Consider the following 21,895-nt stretch of genomic DNA (forward strand, 5'->3'; position numbering starts at 1 on the left):
GTCTACCCTCTCAATCCCCCGCCAGCACCCCTGGCCCCCGCTGCCCCTCGGCTACCCCCGCCCAGTTCACCCGGCGGCGGCGCCACTCGAAGATGGCGACCTTGGCGAGTTCGTCCAGCACGCGGGCCAGGAAGACGCCCCACACGCCCAGCGGGGTATACAGGCCGAGGAAGACGGCGAGCGGCAGGCCCACCACGAACGCGCCGACCACGTCGCCCGTGATGACGCCCTTGCCGTCGCCGACGCTGGGCAGGGCCGCGCCCCCCAGGATCATGTTGCGGACCTTGACGACCTGGGTGGCGGCGTTGATCAGGATGCCGCCGAGCGCGATGGCCCGAACGTCCGCGCCCACCGCCGGGAACAGCAGCGGCAGCAGCAGACCGCTCAGGGCGAACAGCAGGCCGAAGCCCAGGCCGGTCAGTCCTCCCACCCGGCCCACGCGCCCCAGCCACGCCCGCGCCCCGGGACCGTCGCCCGCGCCGAGCGCCCGCCCGACGAGAACGGTGGTGGCGCTCATCAGGCCGAACGACCCCACCACGAAGATGCCCTCCAGCGTGCCGACAATCTGGCTGGCGGCCAGGGCCTGCGTGCCCACCCGGGCGAACACGGCGGCGTAGAGAAAACCGCCCAGGCTCCACAGAAACTCGGTCAGGCCGATGGGCGCGGACAGGCTGAGGAGGGGGACCGCCACCGCACGGCGGCTCCCCGGGGCGGGCAGGGCGAAGGCGGCCAGATGGCGCGGACCGTACACCAGACAGGCCAGGAGCGCGGCCTTGAGGGTCTGCGCGACCACCAATGCCCAGGCGGCCCCCACCACGCCCAGCTCCGGTAGCGGGCCAACACCGAATACCAGCCCCACGGCGGCGAGGCTCTCGACCACCACCGTCAGCATGGTGGCGACCATCGGCGTGCGCGCGTGACCCAGCGAGCGCAGCGCCCCGCTGAGAATCCAGCCGAGCATGCCGGGCACCAGGGACAGTATGGCGACCCGCAGGTAGGGAACCGCCGTGGCGGTCACCTCGGGCGCGCCACCCGCGAGGCGCAGCAGGCCCCCGGCCCCCAGGATGACCGGGGCCGTCGCCAGCCCGGCGAGCAGCAGGCTGACGACCAGCGCGACCGTCAGCGTGCCGTTCACGCCCGCCCGGTCCCCCGCCCCGGCCCGCCGCGCCACCAGGATGGAGGTGCCCGAGCCCAGCGCCCCCAGCGTGGCGAAGAACAGGAAGCTCACGCTGCCCGCCAGCCCCACCGCCGCGACGGCCACCACGCCCAGCGCGCCCACGATGACCTGGTTCACGAAGGTCAGCACGAGTTGCAGCACCATCTCCAGGCTGACCGGAACGGCGATAGCGGCGATTTCCCGCCCGGGTGAGCGGGCTTGAATCGATTCAGACGGGGGGGAGGAAACGGCCGACATACCGCGCCAAGGTACACCCGGGCGGTTCGGGGACCCTCAGCCGAATGGCGGAGGGCTAGACACGGGGAGGCGGGACGCGAAATGGAGTCCGCGCCCCGCCTCCCCTACCGGGCTCCCTTACTCGGTCTGCTTCTCCTCCCGGACTTCCTGCACGGGGACCTGCCGGGGATTCACCCTCTCCAGCACCCGCTCGAAGGCGGCGACGACTTGGTCGATCTGCTCCCGGCTGATCGTCACGGGGGGCAGGAAGCGCACGACCAGCGGGGTCGCCGCCAGGGTCAGCACGCCCTCCTCGTGTTCCAGGGCGGCGATGTAGGGGGCGCTCTTCTCCTTGAGTTCCACGCCGATCATCAGACCCAGGCCGCGCACCTCGCGGATTTTGGGGGAGCGGATGGCGCGCAGCCGCTCCATGAAGTACGCGCCCTTCTCGCGCGCCTGCTCGGCCATGCCCTCGTTCTTCATGGCGCGGATGGCGGCCACTCCGGCGGCCATCGCCAGCGGGTTGCCGCCGAAGGTCGTGCCGTGGCCGCCAGCGGGCATCCGGTCAGCGACCTCGGCAGTCATGGCGAAGGCACCGACCGGCACCCCACCCGCCATCGCCTTCGCCAGGGTCATGCCGTCGGGGATCACCCCGAAGTGCTCGGAGGCGAACATCTTGCCCGTGCGGCAAAACCCCGTCTGAATCTCGTCGAGGATCAGGAGGGCGCCCCGCTCGCGGGTGATGCGGCGGGCCTCCTGGATGAATTCGAGGCTCGCGGGCCGCACGCCGCCCTCGCCCTGCACGGGTTCCAGGATGACGGCAGCGGTCTGGTCGGTGACGGCCGCTCGCAGCTCCTCAATGTTCCCGTAGGAGATGAAGTCCACGTTCCGGTTGTCCACCGCGTCGCCGAAGGGCTCGCGGTACTTGGGCTCCCAGGTGAAGGCCAGCGCCCCGAGGCTGCGGCCCGAAAAGCCGCGCTTCATGCTGACGAAGCGCTGGCGGCCCGTCCCCGTGATGGCGAACTTCTTGGCCGCCTCCATCGCCTCGGTGCCGGAGTTGCACAGGAAGACGCGGTCGAGGCCCTGGGGGAGCACACCCACGAGTTCCGTCAGAAACTCGGCCCGCTTGTCGTTGGGCAGCGTCTGGGGCATCACGATGAGCCGCTCGGCCTGCTCCCTGATCGCCCGCACCACATCCGGGTGGCAGTGACCGATATTCGCCACCCCGTACCCGGCCACGCAGTCGATGTACGCGCGGCCCGTCTCGTCCCACACGGTCGCGCCCTGGCCGCGCACCATCACGACCTGATGCTTGTTGTAGACGCCGGAGTCGTAACGCAGTTCGGCGTCGAGCCACTTGCTGGCATTCGTCTGCTGGGGTTCACTCTGTACGGTCACGTTGACCTCCTGTTGAGGCTCAGTCTAGGGGGTGAAGGCCGGGCAAAAGGGGCGCGTGTCCAGCCGGGCGGGTCAGGGCCGCGCGGGACGAAGCCGCGCCTGCCCGGGCGTGAGGGCGGGCCAATCTCCCGTCTGCCCGGCGGCGGGCGCCCAGTTCTCCTTGCCGCTCCAGCGTTCGATCCTCAGGGAATAGACGGAGGTGCGGGCGAGGTCCGAGTCCGAGATGGGCCGGGTGTGTTCTCCTATCCGCAACCCTGGAAACACCCGCTCGCTCAGCACCGTCAGGGCCTCCCGCGCCTCGTCTGGATCAGTCAGGAGGCGGGCCGTGCCGAAGACGATCACGCTGCGGTACTGCACCGACAGTTCCAGGGGATCGTTGCTGGGGAGCAACGACCCGATCTCGGACGCCTCGAAGGTGGCTCGGGCAGGGCGACCCCGCTCGGTATTCGCCCGCAGCCGCCCGGCGATGTTCGTGTGATACACGAGGTCATGCCGCTCCGGACGGTACGCGAAGGCAAGCGGGGTGACGAAGGGGAAGGCCGCACCGTCCTCGTCCTCCCAGACGGTCGCCACACGGCCCAGGGGCACCCTCAGCAGCAGGGCACGAATCCACTCGTCGTCGCGGCGGTTCTGCGAACGGCGGCCCAGGGAGGGGTCGCGGTGGCGGGGATCATAGAAGCCGGTCGGGGTCGCCTGGGTCATACCCGCTACGCTAGAGCCATGCCGGACCTCAAGACAGAGCCGGAAACCGCCGGAAAGGCAGGTCCACTCGATCTGCTTCCCGTTCCCTTGCAGCTCGACCGCTCGGCCCCCATACCGCTGCACCGGCAACTCGCGGGGCAGGTGCGGATGGCGGCGCTCTCGGGTGCCCTTCCCCCGAATGCACCGCTACCCGGTTCACGCACCCTCGCGGCGGCCCTCGGCGTCACCCGGGGCGTGGTCACGCTGGCGCTGGAGGAGCTGATCGCGGACGGCACGCTGGAGACGCGGGTGGGACGGGGTACGTGGGTGGCACAGGGGGCGGCGGCAACGCCCCGGGAGAGGATCACCCGTCTCCCCGCCTGGCTCACCCTTCCCGGCCCGGCTCCCATAGATGGCCCCACGACCGCCCCCGGCCTCCACTTCCGGCCCGGGGTAGCGGGGACGCGGGTGCTGGACCGGAAAGCGTGGCAGACGGCCTGGTCGCAGGCCGCGCGGATGGTGCCAGGTGCGGACGCTCCGGGCGGCGACTACGGCGACCCGGCGGGCGAGCCCGAACTGCGCTCGGCCCTCGCGGCCTTTGTGGGGCGGGCGCGGGGGTTGCGGACGGAGGCGGGACGGGTGGTCATCACGCCCGGCAGTCTGGGCGCCCTGGGCCTGATTGCCCGGCTGCTGCCGCCCGGAAGCCGAGTTCTGGTCGAGAACCCCGGCTACCGCGCCGCGCGGCAGGTGCTGCTCGACGCGGGGCACGAGACTGTCCCCGTGCGCGTGGATGGGGACGGCCTGGTCACCGGCAGCCTCCCCCCCGCCCGGCTCGCCGTCGTCACGCCCAGCCACCAGTACCCGCTCGGCGTGCGGATGAGCCTGCCGCGGCGCCTGGTGCTGCTGCGCTGGGCCCAGATCCACGACGCCCTGATCGTGGAGGACGACTACGACGGCGAATTCCGTTACGGGGCGCCGCCTCTGCCGCCCCTCGCCAGCCTGGAGGGGGCCGCGGACCGGGTGCTGTACCTGGGCACCCTGTCCAAGCTGCTCACCCCCGCCGTTCGGACGGGGTTCGTGGTCGCCCCGCCCGCGTTCGTCCCCGCCCTGACCCGCGCCCGCGCGCTTGCGGACGGCGGACACGACCGGGTGACGCAGGCGGCGCTGACCCTCCTCATTGCGGGGGGACACCTGGACCGACACGTGCGCCGTGCCCGGCGCTGGCACGGGGAGCAGCAGGCGGCCCTGGCCCGGACCCTCGCGCCCCTCGCGCCGGAAGCGAGGCTGGGCGGGATCGAGGCGGGGCTGCACGCCTGCCTGCATCTGCCGCCGAACCTTCCCGCCGGGGAGCTTGCGGCCGAACTCGCGCGGCGGGGTGTGTACGTCAGCACGGCGGAGAGCTACACCTTCGCGGGTGAGGCCCCGAACGCCCTGGTCCTGGGCTACGGTGGCCTCACGGTGGCCGAGGTCGAGCGGGGCGCGCGGCAGATCGTGCGGGTGGTGCGGGGAGACTAATCCCTACAACCCCAGCCAGTCCTTCCCGGCGTCCTCGGCCCCCTGGCCCACCTCCTCGGCCACCTCGTCGCGGCGGGTCGCCCAGGCGGGGAAGGGGTAGCCCACAAGGACCGGATTGGGCACGTCGGGCTGCGACACCAGCATGGTGCCCGGCTGGAGGATGCCCGCCCGGGCGCGGAAGCTCTGCGGCAGGAAGCGGTATTCGGGGCGCTCGGCCTCCGCCAAGTCCAGGCGCCCCACAACCCGGATCGCCGCATTGGAGACGATGCGCCGCTCGACCTCGCTGGCCGTCTGCTGGGCGCCGATCAGGATGATGCCGAGGGAGCGGCCGCGCTCGGCGATGTCCAGCAGCACGTCCTTGATGGGGCTGTCCCCCTCGCGCGGGGCATACTTATTGAGCTCGTCCAGCACCACAAAAACCGTGTCCTGCCGCCCGTACCGCTCCTTGTGCTCGAAGAGGTCGCGCAGCAGCACGCCCACCACGAAGCTCTGCGCGTGCGCGCCCAGCTTGTGGATGTCCACCACGGTCGTCTGCACGCCCTGTTTCAGCAGGTCGGGGCGGTACTTCGCGGCCTGGGCGGGAGTCAGGTCCCCGCGCACCAGGGGCGCGAGGTGCTTCTGCACGCCCCGCAGGCGGCGAATAAAGGCGCGCAGCGTCCCCTGGTTCTGCTTCAGCACCCACTTGGGATCGCCCTCGCCCTCGTTCTGCTCCAGCAGCTTGTATTCGAGGTAGGAGATCAGCGCCGCGAAGGTCTCGACCCGCGTCTTGCCCATCTCGTCGAAGCGCAGGTTCTCGGAGAGCAGCACCTCCGTGTCCGGCTGCCAGTCCTCCACGGTGAGGTAAGGCGCGTCATCCCCGGCGGCCAGCCGCGCGAGTTTCTCCTCCATGTTGCCGATCACGAAGCCGAGATTGAGGCTGCCACTGCCGTCCGGAAATACGTAGGGGAGCATCCGCCGCTGGCAGAACTCGCGCAGGCTGAAGACGAAGGGGGTGACCCCCGCCGAGCGCTGCTCCACGTCCGGCACGATCACGTCGCCCGCTCCCCCCTTCGGCGGCGCGAGGAACTGCACGTCACGGAAGGGCTCGGCGGGCAGACCCAGGCGGGCATAGCGGCCCTCGCGCCAGCCCTTGCGCGCCTGAAGGTCGCCCTCCTTCTCCCCCATCCGGCGGTTGGGCTTGTCGAGGAACAGCAGATCCTCGCCCTTCACGTTGAAGATCAGCGCACGGGTGTTGTGGCCCTCGCGGCGCCTGGCGAGGACGCCTCCGCGAAAGATGGCGTGCAGCAGGAACAGGGCGTAACTCGTCTTCGTCGCCACGCCCGAGATGCCGCTGATGTTAATGTGCCCGCCCTGCTCACCGTTCACGAAGCCGTAGTTGATCGGCAGGACCTGCCCGTCAGTGAGCAGGCCGCCTGGAAAGGAATGGTCCATCTTGTCAGCGCTGAGGGCCAGGGCGAGGTCGCCGCCCCGCGCGTGCCGCACCTCGTCCCCGGGCTGCGGGGGGATGAAGTCCTCGGGGTCCACCCGGGTCACGAGGACGCGGGCCGCGTAGCTCACGGAGGCGGGGAGCAGCCCGGCCACCACATCCTGCACGTCGCTGTCGAAGGTCACGCCCTCGTGGCGGGTGCGGACGTGATCCACGATGCCGTAGAAGTGGACGGGCCGACCGTCCGGCTTGCGGGTGCCCACGACCACCAGATCGTCCATCCCCACACTCGCGCCCGGCGCCACCGCGAACCAGAAGGTGACGGGCGTGGCGTCCTCAGTGCCCAGCACCATGCCGATGCGCTCGCCGTGTTCGGAGGCCGTCACGCGACCACCGCCGTCCCGTACTGCCCCGCCAGGTGCGCCCGGATGCGGCGCGTCACCAGGTCGGCGCTGCCCATCGCGCGGGTCATGGCCTGTTCCAGCGCGGCGGTCGGGACCAGGTTCTGCGGGGCGCGGGGGTCCTTGTGCGGCTGGCTGGCGAGGCGGCACAGCAGGGCGCCCGACAGGTCGGCGATGTCCTGCACACCCCGGGGCACGAAGTCCACATCCTCGGGCGCGTGCATCTCCAGGCGCATCACGCCCGCCAGCGGGTGCTGGTAGAAGGGTGGGTCGCACAGGCGGACATACCAGGTGAAGCGCTGCTCGCGGCCCCCGCCCGTGTGGCCCTCGCCCCGGTCGCCCACCGTGAAGCGCAGGATGGGCGTGCGCTCCCCCGGCCTCAGCTCGGACAGCAGGCCGATGCGGTCGGCGCCCAAGTAGTCGGTGTGCAGCGTCTTGACGTAGCCCACGACGGCGCGGCCCGCCTCGCCCACCCGCACGGGGCCGTCCTGGAGGACGAGCGTTTCGGGCAGCGCGTCGGGGTCCGTCTCGTCCAGCGGCAGGGGTGAGGCGAGTTCGGCGCTCAGGCGCTGCTCGTCGTCCAGCATCAGGCGCTGGAGTTTGGAGCGGGCACCCTCCACCTGAGCCCCCTGAAAGGGGTGCGGCTGATACTCCAGACGCCCCGAGTGCGGGTTGCGCGGGCTGAGGCGGGTGGGCTCCAGCCGGTGGTCGCCGCTGTAGGCCAGCACGCGACGGGCGCGGACATCATGCAACTCGGCGCGGCGACTCCCGTGCGGGCACAGGTCCACCGCGCCCACCACGTAGGCCCCGAAGCCCGCCACACTTAACGTTCCGGCCTCGTCATTGAGGAGCAGGCGGGCCTCCATGCGCGGTTTGCCGTCCACCACCAGGACGCGCCGCACCCGGGTGGGCACCCCGCGGGTGGGGAGGGCGGCCCAGCGGTCAGTCTCGGCGTTGAACACCAGCCCGGCGAAGGGCTGGAGGGTGAGTTGGCCGTCGAAGGTGTCGACCGGCCAGGGGTCGAGGCGAATCCGCATGGGGCGCATTCTACGCGGGGCGCAGAGGGTCCGGCGAGAATTTCGCCGCTCAGGCGGATTGGACACCAGGAGTCGCGCACACCTTTCCCACCCGAAACGGAAAAACCCGGGGCTGGCCCGGGTCAGGACATGTCCCTTCTGTCCTACTCGCCGTGATACCCGCTCAGTGACCGCAACCCCGCCTCGTCCGTCAGGGTCAGGCAGCGGTAGGCGGGCGTCAGCAAGCCGTCGTCGCGCATCTCGCCGATCAGCTTGGAGACGCTCTCGCGGGTGGCGCCGGTGCCCTCGGCGATGAGTTCGTGGGTGGCGCGCACGTACCGGGTGCCGTCGCGGTGCGCCCCGCCCAGGCTGCTGTCCGCCAGGTTCAGCAGGTAACGGGCGATGCGCTCGCGCAGTTCGCCGTCCTGGATGTGGACCCCGTCGGTCATCATGCGCTGGAGCTGCGCGCCCAGGCTGCGGGTCACCTCCCACAGCTCGGCGGCGCCCAGGTGCTGCGGGTGCAGCGGCGTGACCGAGGCGTCGGTCAGGGCGACGACCTGGTGGGCGCGGGCCTGGCCCTGCAGGGTCTCCTCCCCGAAGATGTCGCCGGGGCGCACGTGACGCACGGTCAGGGTGCGGCCCTGCGGCGTCAGGCGCACGGCGCGCAGCAGACCGCTGTCCAGGCGGTAGAGGCTGGGGGCCGGGTCGCCCGCGTAGTACAGGGTGTCGCCGCGGCGCAGGGGACGGCGAAGGGGCTCACTTGGGGGTGGGGGTGACGCATAAAGGCTCATGTCGCGCTCCTGACGGCAGAAGAGGGGCGAGGGCGGGCAACCGTTCGGCTCTGACTGTACCCAAGTTGTTCAACCTCGAAGCGTTCTACCCATACTCTGTGAAGAATCTGCCAACCAAGGCTCAGGTAAAGACCTCCAGCCCGTCCTCCACCACGCTCGCATGCGCCCGTACGGTGAGAGCGTGATCGCGGTTGTAGCCGCCCGCCATCATCGTCACGACCGGGACGCCCGTCTTCCGCGCCCAGGCCAGCACCGCGCGGTTGCGCTCGCGCACCCCGTCCAGGCTCAGGGCGAAGCGGCCGAAGCGGTCCCCGGCGAGCACGTCCACCCCGGCAAGGTACAGCAGCACCCCCGGGCGAAAGGCCTCCAGGGCGGGCAGGCCCTGCCCGCGCAGCACGTCCAGGTACTCGCCGTCCGTCACGCCGTCTGGCAGCCCCAGGTCGAGGCTGCTCGTCTCCTTGCGAAAGGGATAGTTGCGCTCGCCGTGGATGCTGAGGGTAAAGGCGCGCGGCTCGGGTCCCAGCAGCGCCGCCGTGCCGTTGCCCTGATGCACGTCCAGGTCGAGGATCGCCACCCGCCGCGCCAGCCCGTCGTCCAGCGCGAGCCGGGTGAGGATCGCCGCGTCGTTGAGCAGGCAGAAACCCTCGGCGCGGTCGCGGAAGGCGTGGTGGGTGCCGCCCGCCAGGTTGGCGCCCCAGCCGTGCGCGAGCGCGTCGTGCAGCGCCGCCAGGCTGCCCCCCGCCGCCCGCCGTGCCCGCTCGACCACGCCGGGGCTCCAGGGCAGCCCGAAGGCGCGTTCCTCAGGCGCCGTCACCTCGCCCCGGCGCCAGCACCGCAGCCAGCCGGGATCATGCACCCGCGCCGCGTCCGCCCAACTCAGGGGGGGCGTGTCGAGCACGGGGAGCCGCCCGCGCAAATGCTCCGCTACCCCCGCGTACTTGTAGGCCGGGAAGCGGTGGCCCTCGGGCAGCGGAAAGGTGTACGCGGCGGGCGTGTAGGCCCGAAAGGGGTGGACGAAGGAGGCGGGGACGGTCACCCGGGCAGTCTCGCGCAGGGGGTGGAAACGGGGAGCGTCATTCGCCTCATTTGTGACCTGCACAGCCCGCTGGGCGCGCCGTCCCCATCCGTGGCCTTACCCTGATCGGCATGACCTCGCAGATGCCCCTGATCGTGAGCGCCGGGGAGGCGCTGACCGACCTCGTGACCGCCGGGGGCCAGGTGTGGCACGCCCACCCCGGCGGGGCCGCCTGGAACGTCGCCCGGGCCTGCGCGCGGCTGGGGGTGCCCAGCGCCTTTGCGGGCGCTGTCGGCCAAGACAACTTTGGGGAGGACCTGCGGCGAGCGGGCGAGGCGGCCGGGCTCGACGGGCGTTTTCTCCAGCAGGTGCCCGCCCCGACCCTGATGGCGGTCGTGTACCAGATCGACCCGCCCGCCTACCGCTTCCTGGGCGAGAACAGCGCCGACCTGCACTTCGACCCAGCCCGGTTGCCGCAGGGATGGGAAGGAGCCGCCCGCTGGCTGCACGTGGGCGGCATCAGCCTCGCCCGCTGGCCGCTCGCCGACACGCTACTGGGGATGATCGAGACCGCGAGGGGGGCAGGCGTCAGGATCAGCTTTGACCCCAACGCCCGCATCACCCACCGCCACCCTGACTACCCCTACGTGTTCGAGCGGGTCATCCGCCAGGCCGACCTCCTGAAGTTCAGCGACGAGGACCTGACCTTCTTCTTCCCCGGGCAGTCCGAGGAGGACGCCCTGCGCCGCGTGCGCGGCCTGAACGCTCGCTGCCCGGTCGTGGTGACCCGCGGCGCGCGGGGGGTGACCCTGTACCAACCGGCTGGCCGCGTGGACCTTCCCACCGTGCCTGTCGTGGTGGCCGATACGGTCGGCGCGGGAGACGCACTCTGCGCTGGCCTCCTCGTGAGCGCGACGGAACGCACGGAGGCGTTGTGGACCGAGCACCTGCAACTCGGGCTGCGGGCCGCCGCCGCCGCCTGCGCCCGCCCCGGCGCCTACGCCCCCACCCGCGCGGACCTGGAGGCATTGGGGGGCTGAGGAATCACGTGAGGAGGAAGTTCTCCCTCTCCCCTCGTGGGAGACTTACAAAGCTGCAAAGCAGAGGGCCGGGATGAGGGGGCGTGTGACCAGCCCAAGCATCTACAAGATGGCCTGCGTCGTCTACGCGCCGCGGGGCGTGCCCGCTCACCCCTCTCCTGCGGAGCTGTGCCAGTCCCAGCCTCCCCCTCAAGGGGTTTTTGCCGTCCCACACGCCTCTTCCCTTGCTCGGGCAACTTCCGCACATCACGCGGCCCCCTGTGGAAGAGAGGGCACGTCCCCCGACCTTGGCTCACACCACCAGGCGCACGTCGTCCTGCTCGGTCATCAGGTGCAGGAAGGCCTCGACATACTGGGGGTCGAACTGCCGCCCGGATAGGGAGCGGATTTCGTTCAGAGCGCGGTGGCGGCTCCAGGCGGGCTTGTAGGGCCGCTCGCTCGTCAGCGCGTCGTACACGTCCACAATGGCGAACAGCCGTGCGGTCTCAGGGATGTCCTTCCCGCGCAGCCCGGCGGGGTAGCCGCCACCGTCCCAGCGCTCGTGGTGGTAACGCACGAGGTCGAGGGTCCCGGCGGGCAGGAAGTGCAGGTCCTGAAGCATGTCGTAGCCCAGCGCCGCGTGGGTCTGGATGATCCGGCGCTCCTCGGGGTCGAGAGGGCCATGCTTGTGCAGGACATGATCGGGAATCGCCAGCTTGCCCAGGTCGTGCAGGTACGCGCCCCAGCGCAGCGCCCCCACGCGCTCCTCGTCCCAGCCCAGCCGCTCGGCGAGCCGCACGCTGGCGCTCACCACCCGCAGGGTGTGGCCGCCCGTGTCATCGTCGCGGCGTTCCAGGGCCGCCCCCAGCGAGCGCAGGGTGAGGTCGTTGGCCTCGCGCAGGTCGCGAATCGCCTGCCACTGCCCGAGCTGCGCGCCGATCAGCCGCCCGAAGGAGGCGACGACCGCGATTTCCTCCGCCGAGAAGGTCCCCTCTGGACGGGCCAGGACGAGCATGCCCAGGTGTTGCGCCGCGCCGCCGTACACCTCCGCGACGTGATAGCTGGCGCGCTCTTCCCGGCGCAGGAGCGTCAACACCTCCCCGGCCACCCAGTGGTCGGCCTGCACGCTGCGGCTGTCCTCGTCGCTGGGGTGTACGGGCCGCTGCATGTGGGCGGCGTAGGCCCCACGCCCCGCCAGAATGACCGGCGTGCCCTGGCGGTAGGCCACGAAGGCGATGTGCGGCGCCACGTCCAGCCCCTGAAGGATCTCCACCCCGGCCCGACTGATCGCCTCGACGTTCCGGGCCCCCGCCAGCCGCTCGCTGCCGCTCTGGAGCGCCTCAGCTGTACGACGCGTCCAGGTCAGCCGCGTGCCGGTCACCTTCTCGCGGACCGTCAGGCCGCCCAGGGCCCCGGCGACCAGCAGCCCGCCGAGCAGGTCGGGCAAGTCGCCCGGGCCGTGCAGCGCGAGCGAGCCCAGAAACCCCGCGAGGTAGGCGGCGGGAGCCGTCCAGCGCAGCCCCCCACCCAGCGGCCACGTCACCCCCGCCAGCAGCAGTGCCGCACCCATCAGCAACCCGAGGTGGCCGACCAGCGCCGCATATCCCAGCACGCCCAGCCCCAGGATCAGCCACAGGTACGTCAACACGAGTCGGCGCTTCACTGGGCGACCATAGCACATAGGTAAAGACTTTCTAAATATAGTTCCCTACATTCTCATGGTGCCGTGCCCAGGTAGGACAGACAGGTCTATTGGCCGCCCATTTTTCGCGCTTCGCGGTAGACTGATGCGGGCGAGGGGAACGGAAGTCATTACGCTGAAAGCATAATGTGGTAGAATTATTCCATCCTTGGCCTGTCGCCGGGACCCCCTTCCCCTCTCCGTCGGCGGACCGTTGTTCAGCTGACGCACACAGACTGGAGCCTCATGACTGGAATCCATCCCGTTGACATCACCAGTGAAGTCAAGACCAACTTCATCAACTATGCGATGAACGTGATCGTGGACCGCGCGCTGCCCGACGTGCGCGACGGTCTCAAGCCCGTGCAGCGGCGGATCATGTACGCGATGCTGCTCGAGGGCCTGGCGAGCAACCAGAAGCACGCCAAGTCGGCGGCCGTCGTCGGTGAGGTGATGAAGAAGTACCACCCCCACGGCGACTCCTCCATCTACGACGCGATGGTGCGGCTGGGCCAGTGGTGGAACATGCGCTACACGCTCGTGGACCCGCAGGGCAACTTCGGCTCCATCGACGGCGACCCGCCCGCGGCGATGCGGTACACCGAGGCGCGCATGACGAAGGTCGCCGAGGAAGTGCTGGCCGACCTGGAGAAGGAGACGGTCGACCTCAAGCCCAACTACGACGAGACGACTGAGGAGCCTTCGGTGCTGCCGTCGGCGGTGCCCAACCTGCTGATCAACGGGGCGGCGGGCATCGCGGTGGGCATGGCGACGAACATCCCGCCGCATAACCTCACCGAGATCAGCAACGGCCTGCTCGCCCTGATCGACAAGCCCGAGATCGACCTCGACGAGATGATGACGCATGTGCTGGGGCCGGACTTCCCCACGGGCGGGCGTATCTCGCGCCAGGGCATCCGTGACGCTTACGCGACCGGGCACGCCGGGCTCAAGGTGCGCGGCAAGGCCCGCATCGACGAGAAGAACGGGAGAAGCCAGATCATCATCTCCGAGATTCCGTATCAGGTGAACAAGACCAACCTGATCCAGACGATCTCGGCGATGTACAAGGCGGGCAAGATTCCCGACATCTCCGCCCTGCGCGACGAGTCCGATCGCAAGGACCCGGTGCGGATCGTGATCGAGCTGAAGCGCGGCGCGATCCCCACGCTGGTCCTCAACCAGCTCTACAAGTACACCCAGCTCCAGAGCACCTTCACGGTCATCAACCTCAGCATCATGAACGGCGAGCCGCGTGTGCTGCCGCTGATCGACACGATGCGCGCCTTCCTGGACCACCGCCGCGACGTGGTGACCCGCCGCACCGCCTACGACCTGCGGAAGGCCGAGGAACGCGCCCACGTCCTCGAAGGGCTCATCAAGGCGCTTGACCACATCGACGAGGTCATCTCTCTGATCCGCGGCAGCAACACGGGTGCGGAAGCGCGTGACGTGCTGATGGCCCGCTTCGGCCTCACCGAGATTCAGGCGCAGGCCATTCTGGATATGCGCCTCCAGCGCCTCGTCGGCCTGGAGCGCGAGAAGCTGATGAGCGAGTACGACGAGCTTCAGAAGACCATCGCCCGGCTGCGCTCGATCCTGGGTGACGTGAAGCTGCTGTGGCGCGAGATCAAGAAGGAAATCCGCGACGTGCGCGACCGCTACGGGGACGACCGCCGCAGCACGATCACCGACCTGGAGGACGACATCTCCAAGGAGGACCTGATCGCCGTCGAGGACATGGTCATCACCATGACGAAGGCGGGTTACCTCAAGCGCACGAAGCTCGACGCCTACCGGGCGCAGGGCCGGGGCGGGCGCGGGGCGAGCGGCGGCAAGCTGCGCGACGAGGACATCAATACCAGCGTCTTCGTGGGCTCCACGCACGACTACCTGCTGTTCTTCACGGACGACGGCCGCGTCTTCCACGAGAAGATCTACGACCTGCCGGAGGCGGGCCGCGACGCCAAGGGCACCCACATCCGCAACCTGCTCCCCGGACTGCGCGAGGACGAGAACATCGCCTCGGTGCTGAGTGTGAAGGGCTTCGACGAGCCGGGCTGCTTCGTCTTCGCCACCAAGCGCGGCATGGTGAAAAAGACCCTGATCACCGAGTACGGCAACATCACCTCGGCGGGGCTGATCGCCATCAACCTCCAGCCCGGCGACGAGCTGATCGGGGTGGATATCCAGCGTGACGGCGACCATGTAGTCCTTGCCACCCGCGGCGGGCAGGCGATGCGCTTCGCGGCGACCGAGGTGCGCGACACCGGCCGCGCCACCCAGGGCGTCATCGGCATCCGCCTGCGTGAGGACGACGAGGTCGTGAGCATGGCGCTCGTGCCCGGCGGCGACGAGGGCAGCGAACTCCTGGCCGTGAGCGAGTACGGCCTGGGCAAGCGCACCCCCGTCAGCGACTACCCCAGCAAGGGGCGCGGCGGCCTGGGCGTGATCACCCTGGACGTGACCGACAAGACCGGCGGCCTCGTCGCCCTGACGCACGTGGCGGGGAACGAGGAACTGATGGTCCTCACCGAGAAGGGCACCGTCATCCGCACCCGCGTTGAGGAGGTCCGCGTGACGGGCCGCAACGCGCAGGGCGTGAAGGTCATCAACATCGGCGAGAAGGACCGCGTGATCAGCGCCTTCCCGATCCGCCGCGAGGATGAGCTGTAAAGTTCGCTCGCCCAGCAGTGCCCGGTCATGATGGCCGGGCGCTTCTTTTGGACAGCCGGGTCGAACAGGTTGGCCCGTACCCCAGCCTGCCCCAACCGTTTGGAAGGGCCTTCTCCATGAGACTCCGGTGAGGAGAACCCCGGAACGGCATCTCCCTTTTTCGCGCCGCAGCGCGCCTCTCCCGCCTTCCCCCTACAGCCGAGCTTTGTAAGCTAAATACTGCTTAAAGAAACAAAAGTGTTTACAAAATACCGGTCTTCGGTTACACTGTGACCTGTGCCGGGGTGTGCCCGGTTGCCCGCAAAACCAACGCCCAGGAGGCGACCCGAATGACACAGTCCAACTCCCTGACCAAGACCTTCGTCGACACCGTTACCTACCGCCCCGGCGCCGTGATCCTCTACCCTGGCAAGAGCGACATGCTCTACCGCGTCGCCTCCGGTCTGGTGCGCGTCCACACCATGGACGACGACGGCAACGGCCTGACCCTGCGTTACGTGAAGCCCGGCGAGTACTTCGGCGAGGAAGCGCTGGCGGGGGTGAACCGCGCCTACTTCGCAGAGGCCGTCACCGACTCCACCGTCGACGTGATCAACCCTGCCCTGATGACTGCCGAGGACAACCTCGTGGTCACCACCCACCTCGTCAAGACGCTGGAGCGCGCCTACGAGAGCATCTATCGCCTGGTCGGCAAGCGGCTGCGCGCCCGCATCGCCGGTGAGCTGCTGGAGCTGAAGGACACCGCCCTCGCCACCCAGCTTGACTCCGGCCAGACGATGATCTACGCCACCCACGACGAGCTGGCCGCTGCTGTCGGCTCCGTACGCGAGACGGTTACCAAGGTCGTCGGCGAACTCAGCCGTGAGGGCGTGATCAGCGCGGGCTACGGCAAGATCACCCTCAAGGACGAGAAGGCCCTCTCCCAGATCGCTGCGGCGTAATTCAGCCTCTTTCCCAGACCGTCCGGTTCACGCCGGGCGGTTTTTCGTTTGGGCAGCCTCCGGCTGTTACTGGTTCAGAAGCGGGCCACCATCGGCCTTAGCGTGCCCGGTACACTTGCAGCCATGACGACCCCGACTTTTTCCCCCGAGCGGCCCCTGCGGGTCGCCGTGATCGGCAGCGGCCCCAGCGGCATCTACGCGGCGGAGGCGCTAACCAAACAGACTGACCTCCCCGTGGAGGTGGACGTGTTCGACCGCCTGCCCACTCCCTATGGTCTGGTGCGCTACGGGGTGGCCCCCGACCACCTCACGATCAAGAGCGTCACCAAAGGCTTCGAAAAGACGCTCTCGGACCCGCGCGTCCGCTTCCTGGGCAACGTGGAGTTCGGCACCGACCTGACCCACGAGGAGGCGAAGGCTCACTACGACGCCATCATTTATACGGTGGGCGCCTCCTCTGACCGCCGCCTGGGCATTCCCGGCGAAGACCTGAAGGGCTCAATGAGCGCCACCGAGTTCGTCGCCTGGTACAACGGCCACCCGGACGCGGCGGCGCGCGAGATGGTGCTGAACGCGACCGGCGTGGCGGTGGTCGGCGTGGGCAATGTGGCGCTCGACGTGAGCCGCATCCTCGTCAAGACGGTGGGGGAACTTCACTCCAGCGATATCGCCGCCCACGCCCTGAGCGCCCTGGAACAGAGCCATGTCAAGGACGTGTGGGTGCTGGGACGGCGCGGTCCCCTCCAGGCCAAGTTCACCACCAAGGAGCTGCGCGAGTTCGGGGAACTGGAGGGCGCGGACCCCATCGTCAAACCCGAGGAGATCGCGGTGGGCGAGGCGGAGGAAGCGGCGGTCACGGACAACGTCGTCAGGAAGAACCTGGACGTGCTGCGCGACTTCGCCGGACGAACGCCTGAAGGCAAGGACCGCCGCATCCACCTGCGTTTCCTGGTCTCCCCCGTCGAGATTCTGGACGACGGCGAGGGCAACGTGGGCGGCCTGAGGATCGAGCGCAACCGCCTGGACGAGAACGGGAACGCGGTGGGCACGGGCGAGTACGAGACGCTGCCCGTTCAGATGGTGCTGCGCTCGGTGGGGTATAAGGGGGTGGCACTGCCCGGCGTCCCCTTCAACGAGCGCCAGGGCGTCATTCCAAACGTGGAGGGCCGCGTCGAGGGCTGCCCCGGCGAATACACGGCGGGCTGGATCAAGCGTGGCCCCAGCGGCGTGATCGGCACGAACAAGAAGGACGCGGTGGACACGGTGGCACACCTGCTGGCAGACGCAAGGGCCGGAACGTTGCCCCTGGCACCGGATGCCACCCGCGAGGCCGTGGACGCCCTGCTGGCGGGCAAGGGCGTAGACGTCTACACCTTCCACGACTGGCGGGAGCTGGACGCCCACGAACTCGCCCAGGGCCAGGCGCTAGGCCGCCCGCGCGCCAAGGTCGTCCACAAGCACGAGATGCTGACGCACCGCCGCAAGAAGGAACTGGCCGGGGACTGAGGGCCAGGACACCGGGGGCTGGGGGACAGGCGTTCCCCCGGCCCTCTGCCATACTCCCGGCGATGCAGAGCGAGCAGCCCTCCCGCACAGACGTTCTGGTGATCGGCGGCGGCCCGGCGGGGCTGTACGCCGCCTTCTACGCGGGCTGGCGCGGCCTGAGTGTCCGGGTGCTGGAAGCACGGGTCGAGCCCGGCGGTCAGCTCATGGCCCTTTACCCCGACAAGATCGTGTACGACGCACCGGGTTCGCCACAGATTCGGGCCGCCGGTCTGGTCGCCGCGCTGCTGGCGCAACTGGAGCCGCTGGAGGCGGACCTCCGAATGGGCGAGGTGGCGCGAACGCTGGGGCCGGACGGCGAGGGAGGCTGGATCGTCGGCACGGACAAGAGCCAGTACGAAGCAGGTGCCGTGATCCTGGCGGCGGGTCTGGGCGCTCTGCTGCCGCGGGACGTGCGGATAGCCGGGGTTGAGACGCACCCGGACATACGGACTGACTTGCCCGACCCCGCTGGGCTGGCTGGGCGGCAGGTCCTCGTCGTAGGAGGCGTCCCCCAGGCAACCCGCGCCGCGCTCGAATTAGTGGAGGCCGGGGCGGCGGTCACCCTCACACATCGCCGGGCGGGCTTTCGGGGCGATCCGGGGATGCTGGCGCGGTTGGAGGCGGAGCGGTCGGCAGGACGCTTACGGGTCCTGGCCCCCGCGGTGCTGTCTCACCTGACTCCCGACGGGGCCGAGTTGACAGTGAACGGCGAGGTCGCGCACGTCCAGGCCGACACGGTCCTTGTCCTGAACGGCTACCTCCCCGACCTCTCGCCGCTGCTGGGCTGGCCCCTGGAATGGGAGGGCGAATACGTGCCCGACGGCCCGGGCGGGCAGACGGTTCTCCCGGGCGTCTACGTGGTCGGCGACCTTGCCCGCTCGGGTGGGGACTTCAAGCTGCTCTCGCTGGCCTTCGGGCAGGCGGCGCTGGCGGCCAACCACGCCGCCCACCACGTCCGCCCGGAGCTGAAAGTCAGGCCGGGGCACAGCAGCGAGCGGGGCGGGTATCCGCGGCCTGCGTCCCAAATCTGAGTGGAAGGGCATGCGCCCCACTCCCCCGCTAGAATGCCGCTCATGGCTTTTCTGTCCGTGCTGCTCCTGGGAATCGCGTTTGGGGTGGGGAGCCTGCCGCTGGGGCACTGGCTGCTCTCCCGCATGGGCGTGAACCCGCGCGTGAACAGCGCGTACAACCTGGGCGTCGAGAACGTGTTGCGGCGGGTGGGGCCGGGACTGGCGACGGCGAGCGCGACCCTCGATTTCGCCAAGGGCTTCCTCGCGGTGCTGATGTCGTCCTCGCTGGGTTCGCCCAAACTCTGCGTGCTGGCTGCCCTCGCCGCGTACCTGGGGCACCTGAACCCACCGCGCTTCCTGTACGGCGACATGCCGCCGCGGGGGCGCGGGAACCTCGTTCTGCTGGGCGTACTGGCGGGACTCTCGGTCGCGGGCGGGGTGAGCCTGTGGCTCACAGTGCTGCCGGTGGTCGTATACGCGGGCGCCCTGGGCTTCTGGGGGTACATCAGCGGCGCCACGCTCCTGGGCCTGCTCGCCTTCACGGCGCTGGTGGCGCTCTCGCCGCTGGGGATTCCTGCCAAGCTGGCCGCACTCGGCCTGCTCGTGGCGGCGGCGTGGCGCTTCAAGGAGAACCTGGGCCGGATTCTCGACGGCACCGAACCGCGGTTCGGGGAGGACGTGCCGGTGGCCGGGAAACGCGCCGACGAGGTCGTCACCGCCTTCATGATTCACCCCATGACGCTGGAGAACTTCTGGCAGTCGCGCCGCTTCTCGTGGATGAAGCCGCTCGTGGAGCGCGGCGTGCTCAGCGAGAGGAGCGTGCGGCAGATGGCCGAGAACCTGCGGCCCATGAAGGTGGGCGAACTCCACGGCATCCGCACGGTGGAGGGCAAGGACATCCGCTGCTACCTGCTGAGCAGCCCCCTCCTCCCTGACGTGTTCCGCGACCAGCCGGAGCTGGCGACCCGCCGCGCCATCGAGGGCGCCCGCCTCGCGCAGGAGCTGGGGGCGGAGGTGTTCGGCCTGGGTGCTTTCTGGAGCGTGGTGGGCAACAAGGGCGTGGACGTGCAGGCCGCCGTCCCGGACATCACGATCACGAACGGCGGGGCGTACACCAGCGGCACCATCAAGGCCGCCATTCCCGGCATCCTGGAGCACTTTCAGCAGACGGGCCGCGACCTGAGGCAGGCGACGGCGGGCATCGTGGGGGCGAACGGGGTGGTCGCCTTCGGGATCGCGCGAACCATCGCGCCGCAGGTCGGGAAGGTCATCCTGATCGGGCGGGACATGGAGCGGCTGGAGCGGAGCGCGGCCACCCTGCGCCGCGCCGCGAGGGAGACGGAAATCGTCACCACGACGAGCTACGATAGCCTGAGGGAGGCTGACCTGATCTTCAGCGCGACCTCCGACCCCAACCCGGTGATCTTCCCGCAGCACGTCAAGCCGGGCGCGTGGATCTTCGACGAGGGCCGCCCCGCCGACGTTGCTGAGAGCGTGCTGGAGGTTCCAGGCGTGCGGGTGATTCCGGGCGGCGTGGTTCGCCCCCCCGGCGGCATGACGAGCAACATCGACCTGCAATTCGGGGAGGGCGCGGTGCCCGCCTGCCTGGCCGAGACGCTGATCATCGCGGCGACGGGCGAGCACGGGCGCAAGAGCCTGGGGCCGCAGACGCTGACGGAGAACATCAATTTCTTCGTGGAGGAGGCGGATCGGCTGGGCTTTCAGGTGGTGGACTGAAGGTCCCTAAAGCCTTCAGGGTTGGTCAGTGACCTCATCTTTTCCGTCAGCGGAGGGGGCATATCGTGCCGGAAGGATGGCCCGCCTCCCCGTCCAACGTCTATTGCGCTCCCTGCTGCTCCTGTCGAGCCTCACACTGGGCGGGGCGACGGGGGCCTCAGAGTTTCCGCTGGGACTGGGCGGGGTGCCTCCAGTCTCCAGCCTGAACCCCTCGGGCCTCGTATGTCCTGCACCGACCGACCCCCTGGAACTCGCGCTATGGAGGGTGACGACGGAGGGCGGGCGGCCCGACCACTCATGTACGAATGCCTTCGTGGGCTTCCTGCGCACCCCGCGCGCGGCGGACCAACCCGACGCCTTCGACGTGACGGCCGGGCAGGTGCGGGAGGCCCGGGCGGAGGTCCTCCTCGCCAGCATGGAGTGGAACGCGGGGGAGAGGCATCCCGGCTGGACCTTCGCGTCGGCGGTGCGCGACCTGTACGCTCGGGTGCGGGCGAACCCGGCGCGCTACCCCCAGGGCATGACGGTGCGCGTGGATCTGGGCGGCTTCCCCGACCTGAAACGCCCCGACGGCGCCACTCAGCCGCTGGAACTCGTGCGCGACCTGATCCGGCTGGGCGTGCCTATGAACGACGCGGCAGTGGGCTGGCACCTCGCGGTGGCGAACTACCGCTACTTTCCGCACAGCCACGTTAAATTGCATGTCATCGACGGGCAGGACCTGACGGTCTCCGGGTACAACTACACCGACCTCCACCTGCCGGACACGTCGCCGGGAGGGCACAACCTCCACGACCTCGGCCTGCGGATGCGCGGTCCGGTCGCCCAGGATGGAGTGAGCGTGTTCGACGACCTGTGGCGGAATTCACAGCAGGTGACCTGCCCAGAGGGGACAGGGGCCGACACGGTGATGCAGGCCTGCACCCTGGGTCCAGTGGAAGCGGCCACCCATCCCCCTTTGGCGCGCACGGTCCCGCCTGCCGGGGGGGCGCGGGCTTTCCTCCTCTACCGCCGCCCCTACTTCGACCAGGGGGACCGGGCGCAGCTCGCCCTGTTCGGGGCGGCGCGGCAAAGCCTCGACCTGATGCAGGCGGAATTCAGCCCCAGCTTCCCGTGCTGGTACGCCTACCAGAACCCCGACGCCTGCCCGGCGAGCGAGTGGCCTCCGTATCTCCGCGCCGTGCTGACGGCGCTGGAGCGGGACGTGAAGGTGCGGGTGCTCCTGGTGGACTACGGCATCGACCGAACTCCCAACCGCAGCGGCGTGGCCCTGCTGCGGCTGGAGGCGCGGCGCCGGGGCATCGAGGACCGCTTCGAGGCGCGGTACGTCACCTTCGCCATGCACACCAAGGCGATGGCGGTCGACGGCCGCATGGTGCTGGCGGGAAGCCAGAACTTCCACTTCTCGTCCTGGGGTCCCCTCGGGCTGAACGAGGCGATGCTGGCGACCACGGACCCAGGGGCGGTGGCCGAGCAGCACTCCAGCTTCGAGGCCGTGTGGGCCCACCACAGCCGCGAGGTGCCGCAGGAGTGGTGGATGCGGAACGTGGCGGTGGCGCCAGAGTCGGCCGGGCCTGAACAGCCAAGCGAGCGTACAGTTGAGCATGACCGTAACCCGTGAGGACCTCAGGAAAGCCAGCTTCCTGTAAC

The 21,895-nt window shown here is 69.8% G+C and carries 16 protein-coding genes; 8 read left to right on the forward strand and 8 right to left on the reverse strand.

The genetic code is table 11. The features are described 5' to 3' along the window. Positions 1-10: 10 nt before the first annotated feature. The 3 genes from F784_RS0106305 to F784_RS0106315 form a co-directional block, all read right to left on the reverse strand. Positions 11-1,414, reverse strand: a complete 1,404-nt coding sequence (locus F784_RS0106305; protein WP_026332316.1) for an MATE family efflux transporter — start codon at positions 1,412-1,414, stop codon at positions 11-13. A 117-nt stretch (positions 1,415-1,531) separates the two neighbouring features. Further along, on the reverse strand, positions 1,532-2,791 hold the full coding sequence (locus F784_RS0106310; RefSeq protein ID WP_019585874.1) for an aspartate aminotransferase family protein: 1,260 nt from the start codon (positions 2,789-2,791) through the stop codon (positions 1,532-1,534). A gap of 72 nt (positions 2,792-2,863) precedes the next feature. Then, positions 2,864-3,493, reverse strand: a complete 630-nt coding sequence (locus F784_RS0106315; RefSeq protein WP_019585875.1) for a pyridoxamine 5'-phosphate oxidase family protein — start codon at positions 3,491-3,493, stop codon at positions 2,864-2,866. Between the two features lie 18 nt (positions 3,494-3,511). Here F784_RS0106315 and pdxR point away from each other — a divergent pair, with 18 nt between their 5' ends. Further along, on the forward strand, positions 3,512-4,987 hold the full coding sequence (gene pdxR, locus F784_RS0106320) for a MocR-like pyridoxine biosynthesis transcription factor PdxR (RefSeq protein WP_019585876.1): 1,476 nt from the start codon (positions 3,512-3,514) through the stop codon (positions 4,985-4,987). Positions 4,988-4,990: 3 nt separating this feature from the next. On the opposite strand, the gene F784_RS0106325 is transcribed toward pdxR, so the two are convergent. The 4 genes from F784_RS0106325 to F784_RS0106340 all read right to left on the reverse strand — a co-directional run bounded on the left by F784_RS0106325 (position 4,991) and on the right by F784_RS0106340 (position 9,657). Further along, positions 4,991-6,766 (reverse strand): ATP-binding protein, encoded by a 1,776-nt coding sequence (locus tag F784_RS0106325; RefSeq protein ID WP_051086941.1) that lies wholly within the window; start codon positions 6,764-6,766, stop codon positions 4,991-4,993. Positions 6,767-6,795: 29 nt separating this feature from the next. Continuing rightward, on the reverse strand, positions 6,796-7,851 hold the full coding sequence (locus F784_RS0106330) for a DNA double-strand break repair nuclease NurA (protein ID WP_019585878.1): 1,056 nt from the start codon (positions 7,849-7,851) through the stop codon (positions 6,796-6,798). 143 nt (positions 7,852-7,994) lie between these two features. Next, positions 7,995-8,621, reverse strand: coding sequence for a cyclic nucleotide-binding domain-containing protein (locus F784_RS0106335; RefSeq protein WP_019585879.1), 627 nt, complete (start codon positions 8,619-8,621; stop codon positions 7,995-7,997). A 121-nt stretch (positions 8,622-8,742) separates the two neighbouring features. Then, positions 8,743-9,657: a histone deacetylase family protein gene (locus tag F784_RS0106340; protein ID WP_026332317.1), complete on the reverse strand. Its 915-nt coding sequence runs from the start codon at positions 9,655-9,657 to the stop codon at positions 8,743-8,745. 110 nt (positions 9,658-9,767) lie between these two features. On the opposite strand from F784_RS0106340, the gene F784_RS0106345 reads away from it, so the two are divergent. Then, positions 9,768-10,676: a carbohydrate kinase family protein gene (locus F784_RS0106345; protein WP_019585881.1), complete on the forward strand. Its 909-nt coding sequence runs from the start codon at positions 9,768-9,770 to the stop codon at positions 10,674-10,676. 292 nt (positions 10,677-10,968) lie between these two features. On the opposite strand, the gene F784_RS0106350 is transcribed toward F784_RS0106345, so the two are convergent. After that, complete coding sequence (locus tag F784_RS0106350) at positions 10,969-12,303, reverse strand: HD-GYP domain-containing protein (RefSeq protein ID WP_019585882.1); 1,335 nt, start codon at positions 12,301-12,303, stop codon at positions 10,969-10,971. 279 nt (positions 12,304-12,582) lie between these two features. Here F784_RS0106350 and gyrA point away from each other — a divergent pair, with 279 nt between their 5' ends. The 6 genes from gyrA to F784_RS22410 all read left to right on the forward strand — a co-directional run bounded on the left by gyrA (position 12,583) and on the right by F784_RS22410 (position 21,866). Next, complete coding sequence (gyrA, locus tag F784_RS0106355) at positions 12,583-15,012, forward strand: DNA gyrase subunit A (RefSeq protein WP_019585883.1); 2,430 nt, start codon at positions 12,583-12,585, stop codon at positions 15,010-15,012. A 329-nt stretch (positions 15,013-15,341) separates the two neighbouring features. Continuing rightward, the gene (locus tag F784_RS0106360; protein WP_019585884.1) at positions 15,342-15,953 is read left to right on the forward strand and encodes a helix-turn-helix domain-containing protein; all 612 of its coding nucleotides are present in this window, start codon (positions 15,342-15,344) and stop codon (positions 15,951-15,953) included. A 123-nt stretch (positions 15,954-16,076) separates the two neighbouring features. Continuing rightward, on the forward strand, positions 16,077-17,459 hold the full coding sequence (locus tag F784_RS0106365) for an FAD-dependent oxidoreductase (RefSeq protein WP_019585885.1): 1,383 nt from the start codon (positions 16,077-16,079) through the stop codon (positions 17,457-17,459). A 62-nt stretch (positions 17,460-17,521) separates the two neighbouring features. Then, on the forward strand, positions 17,522-18,529 hold the full coding sequence (locus F784_RS0106370) for an NAD(P)/FAD-dependent oxidoreductase (RefSeq protein WP_019585886.1): 1,008 nt from the start codon (positions 17,522-17,524) through the stop codon (positions 18,527-18,529). Positions 18,530-18,571: 42 nt separating this feature from the next. Continuing rightward, positions 18,572-20,245, forward strand: a complete 1,674-nt coding sequence (locus F784_RS0106375) for a glycerol-3-phosphate acyltransferase (RefSeq protein WP_019585887.1) — start codon at positions 18,572-18,574, stop codon at positions 20,243-20,245. 76 nt (positions 20,246-20,321) lie between these two features. Further along, positions 20,322-21,866, forward strand: a complete 1,545-nt coding sequence (locus tag F784_RS22410) for a phospholipase D-like domain-containing protein (protein ID WP_051086933.1) — start codon at positions 20,322-20,324, stop codon at positions 21,864-21,866. Positions 21,867-21,895: the final 29 nt, after the last annotated feature.

It is taken from the genome of Deinococcus apachensis DSM 19763, assembly GCF_000381345.1.
Taxonomy (GTDB): Bacteria; Deinococcota; Deinococci; order Deinococcales; family Deinococcaceae; genus Deinococcus; species Deinococcus apachensis.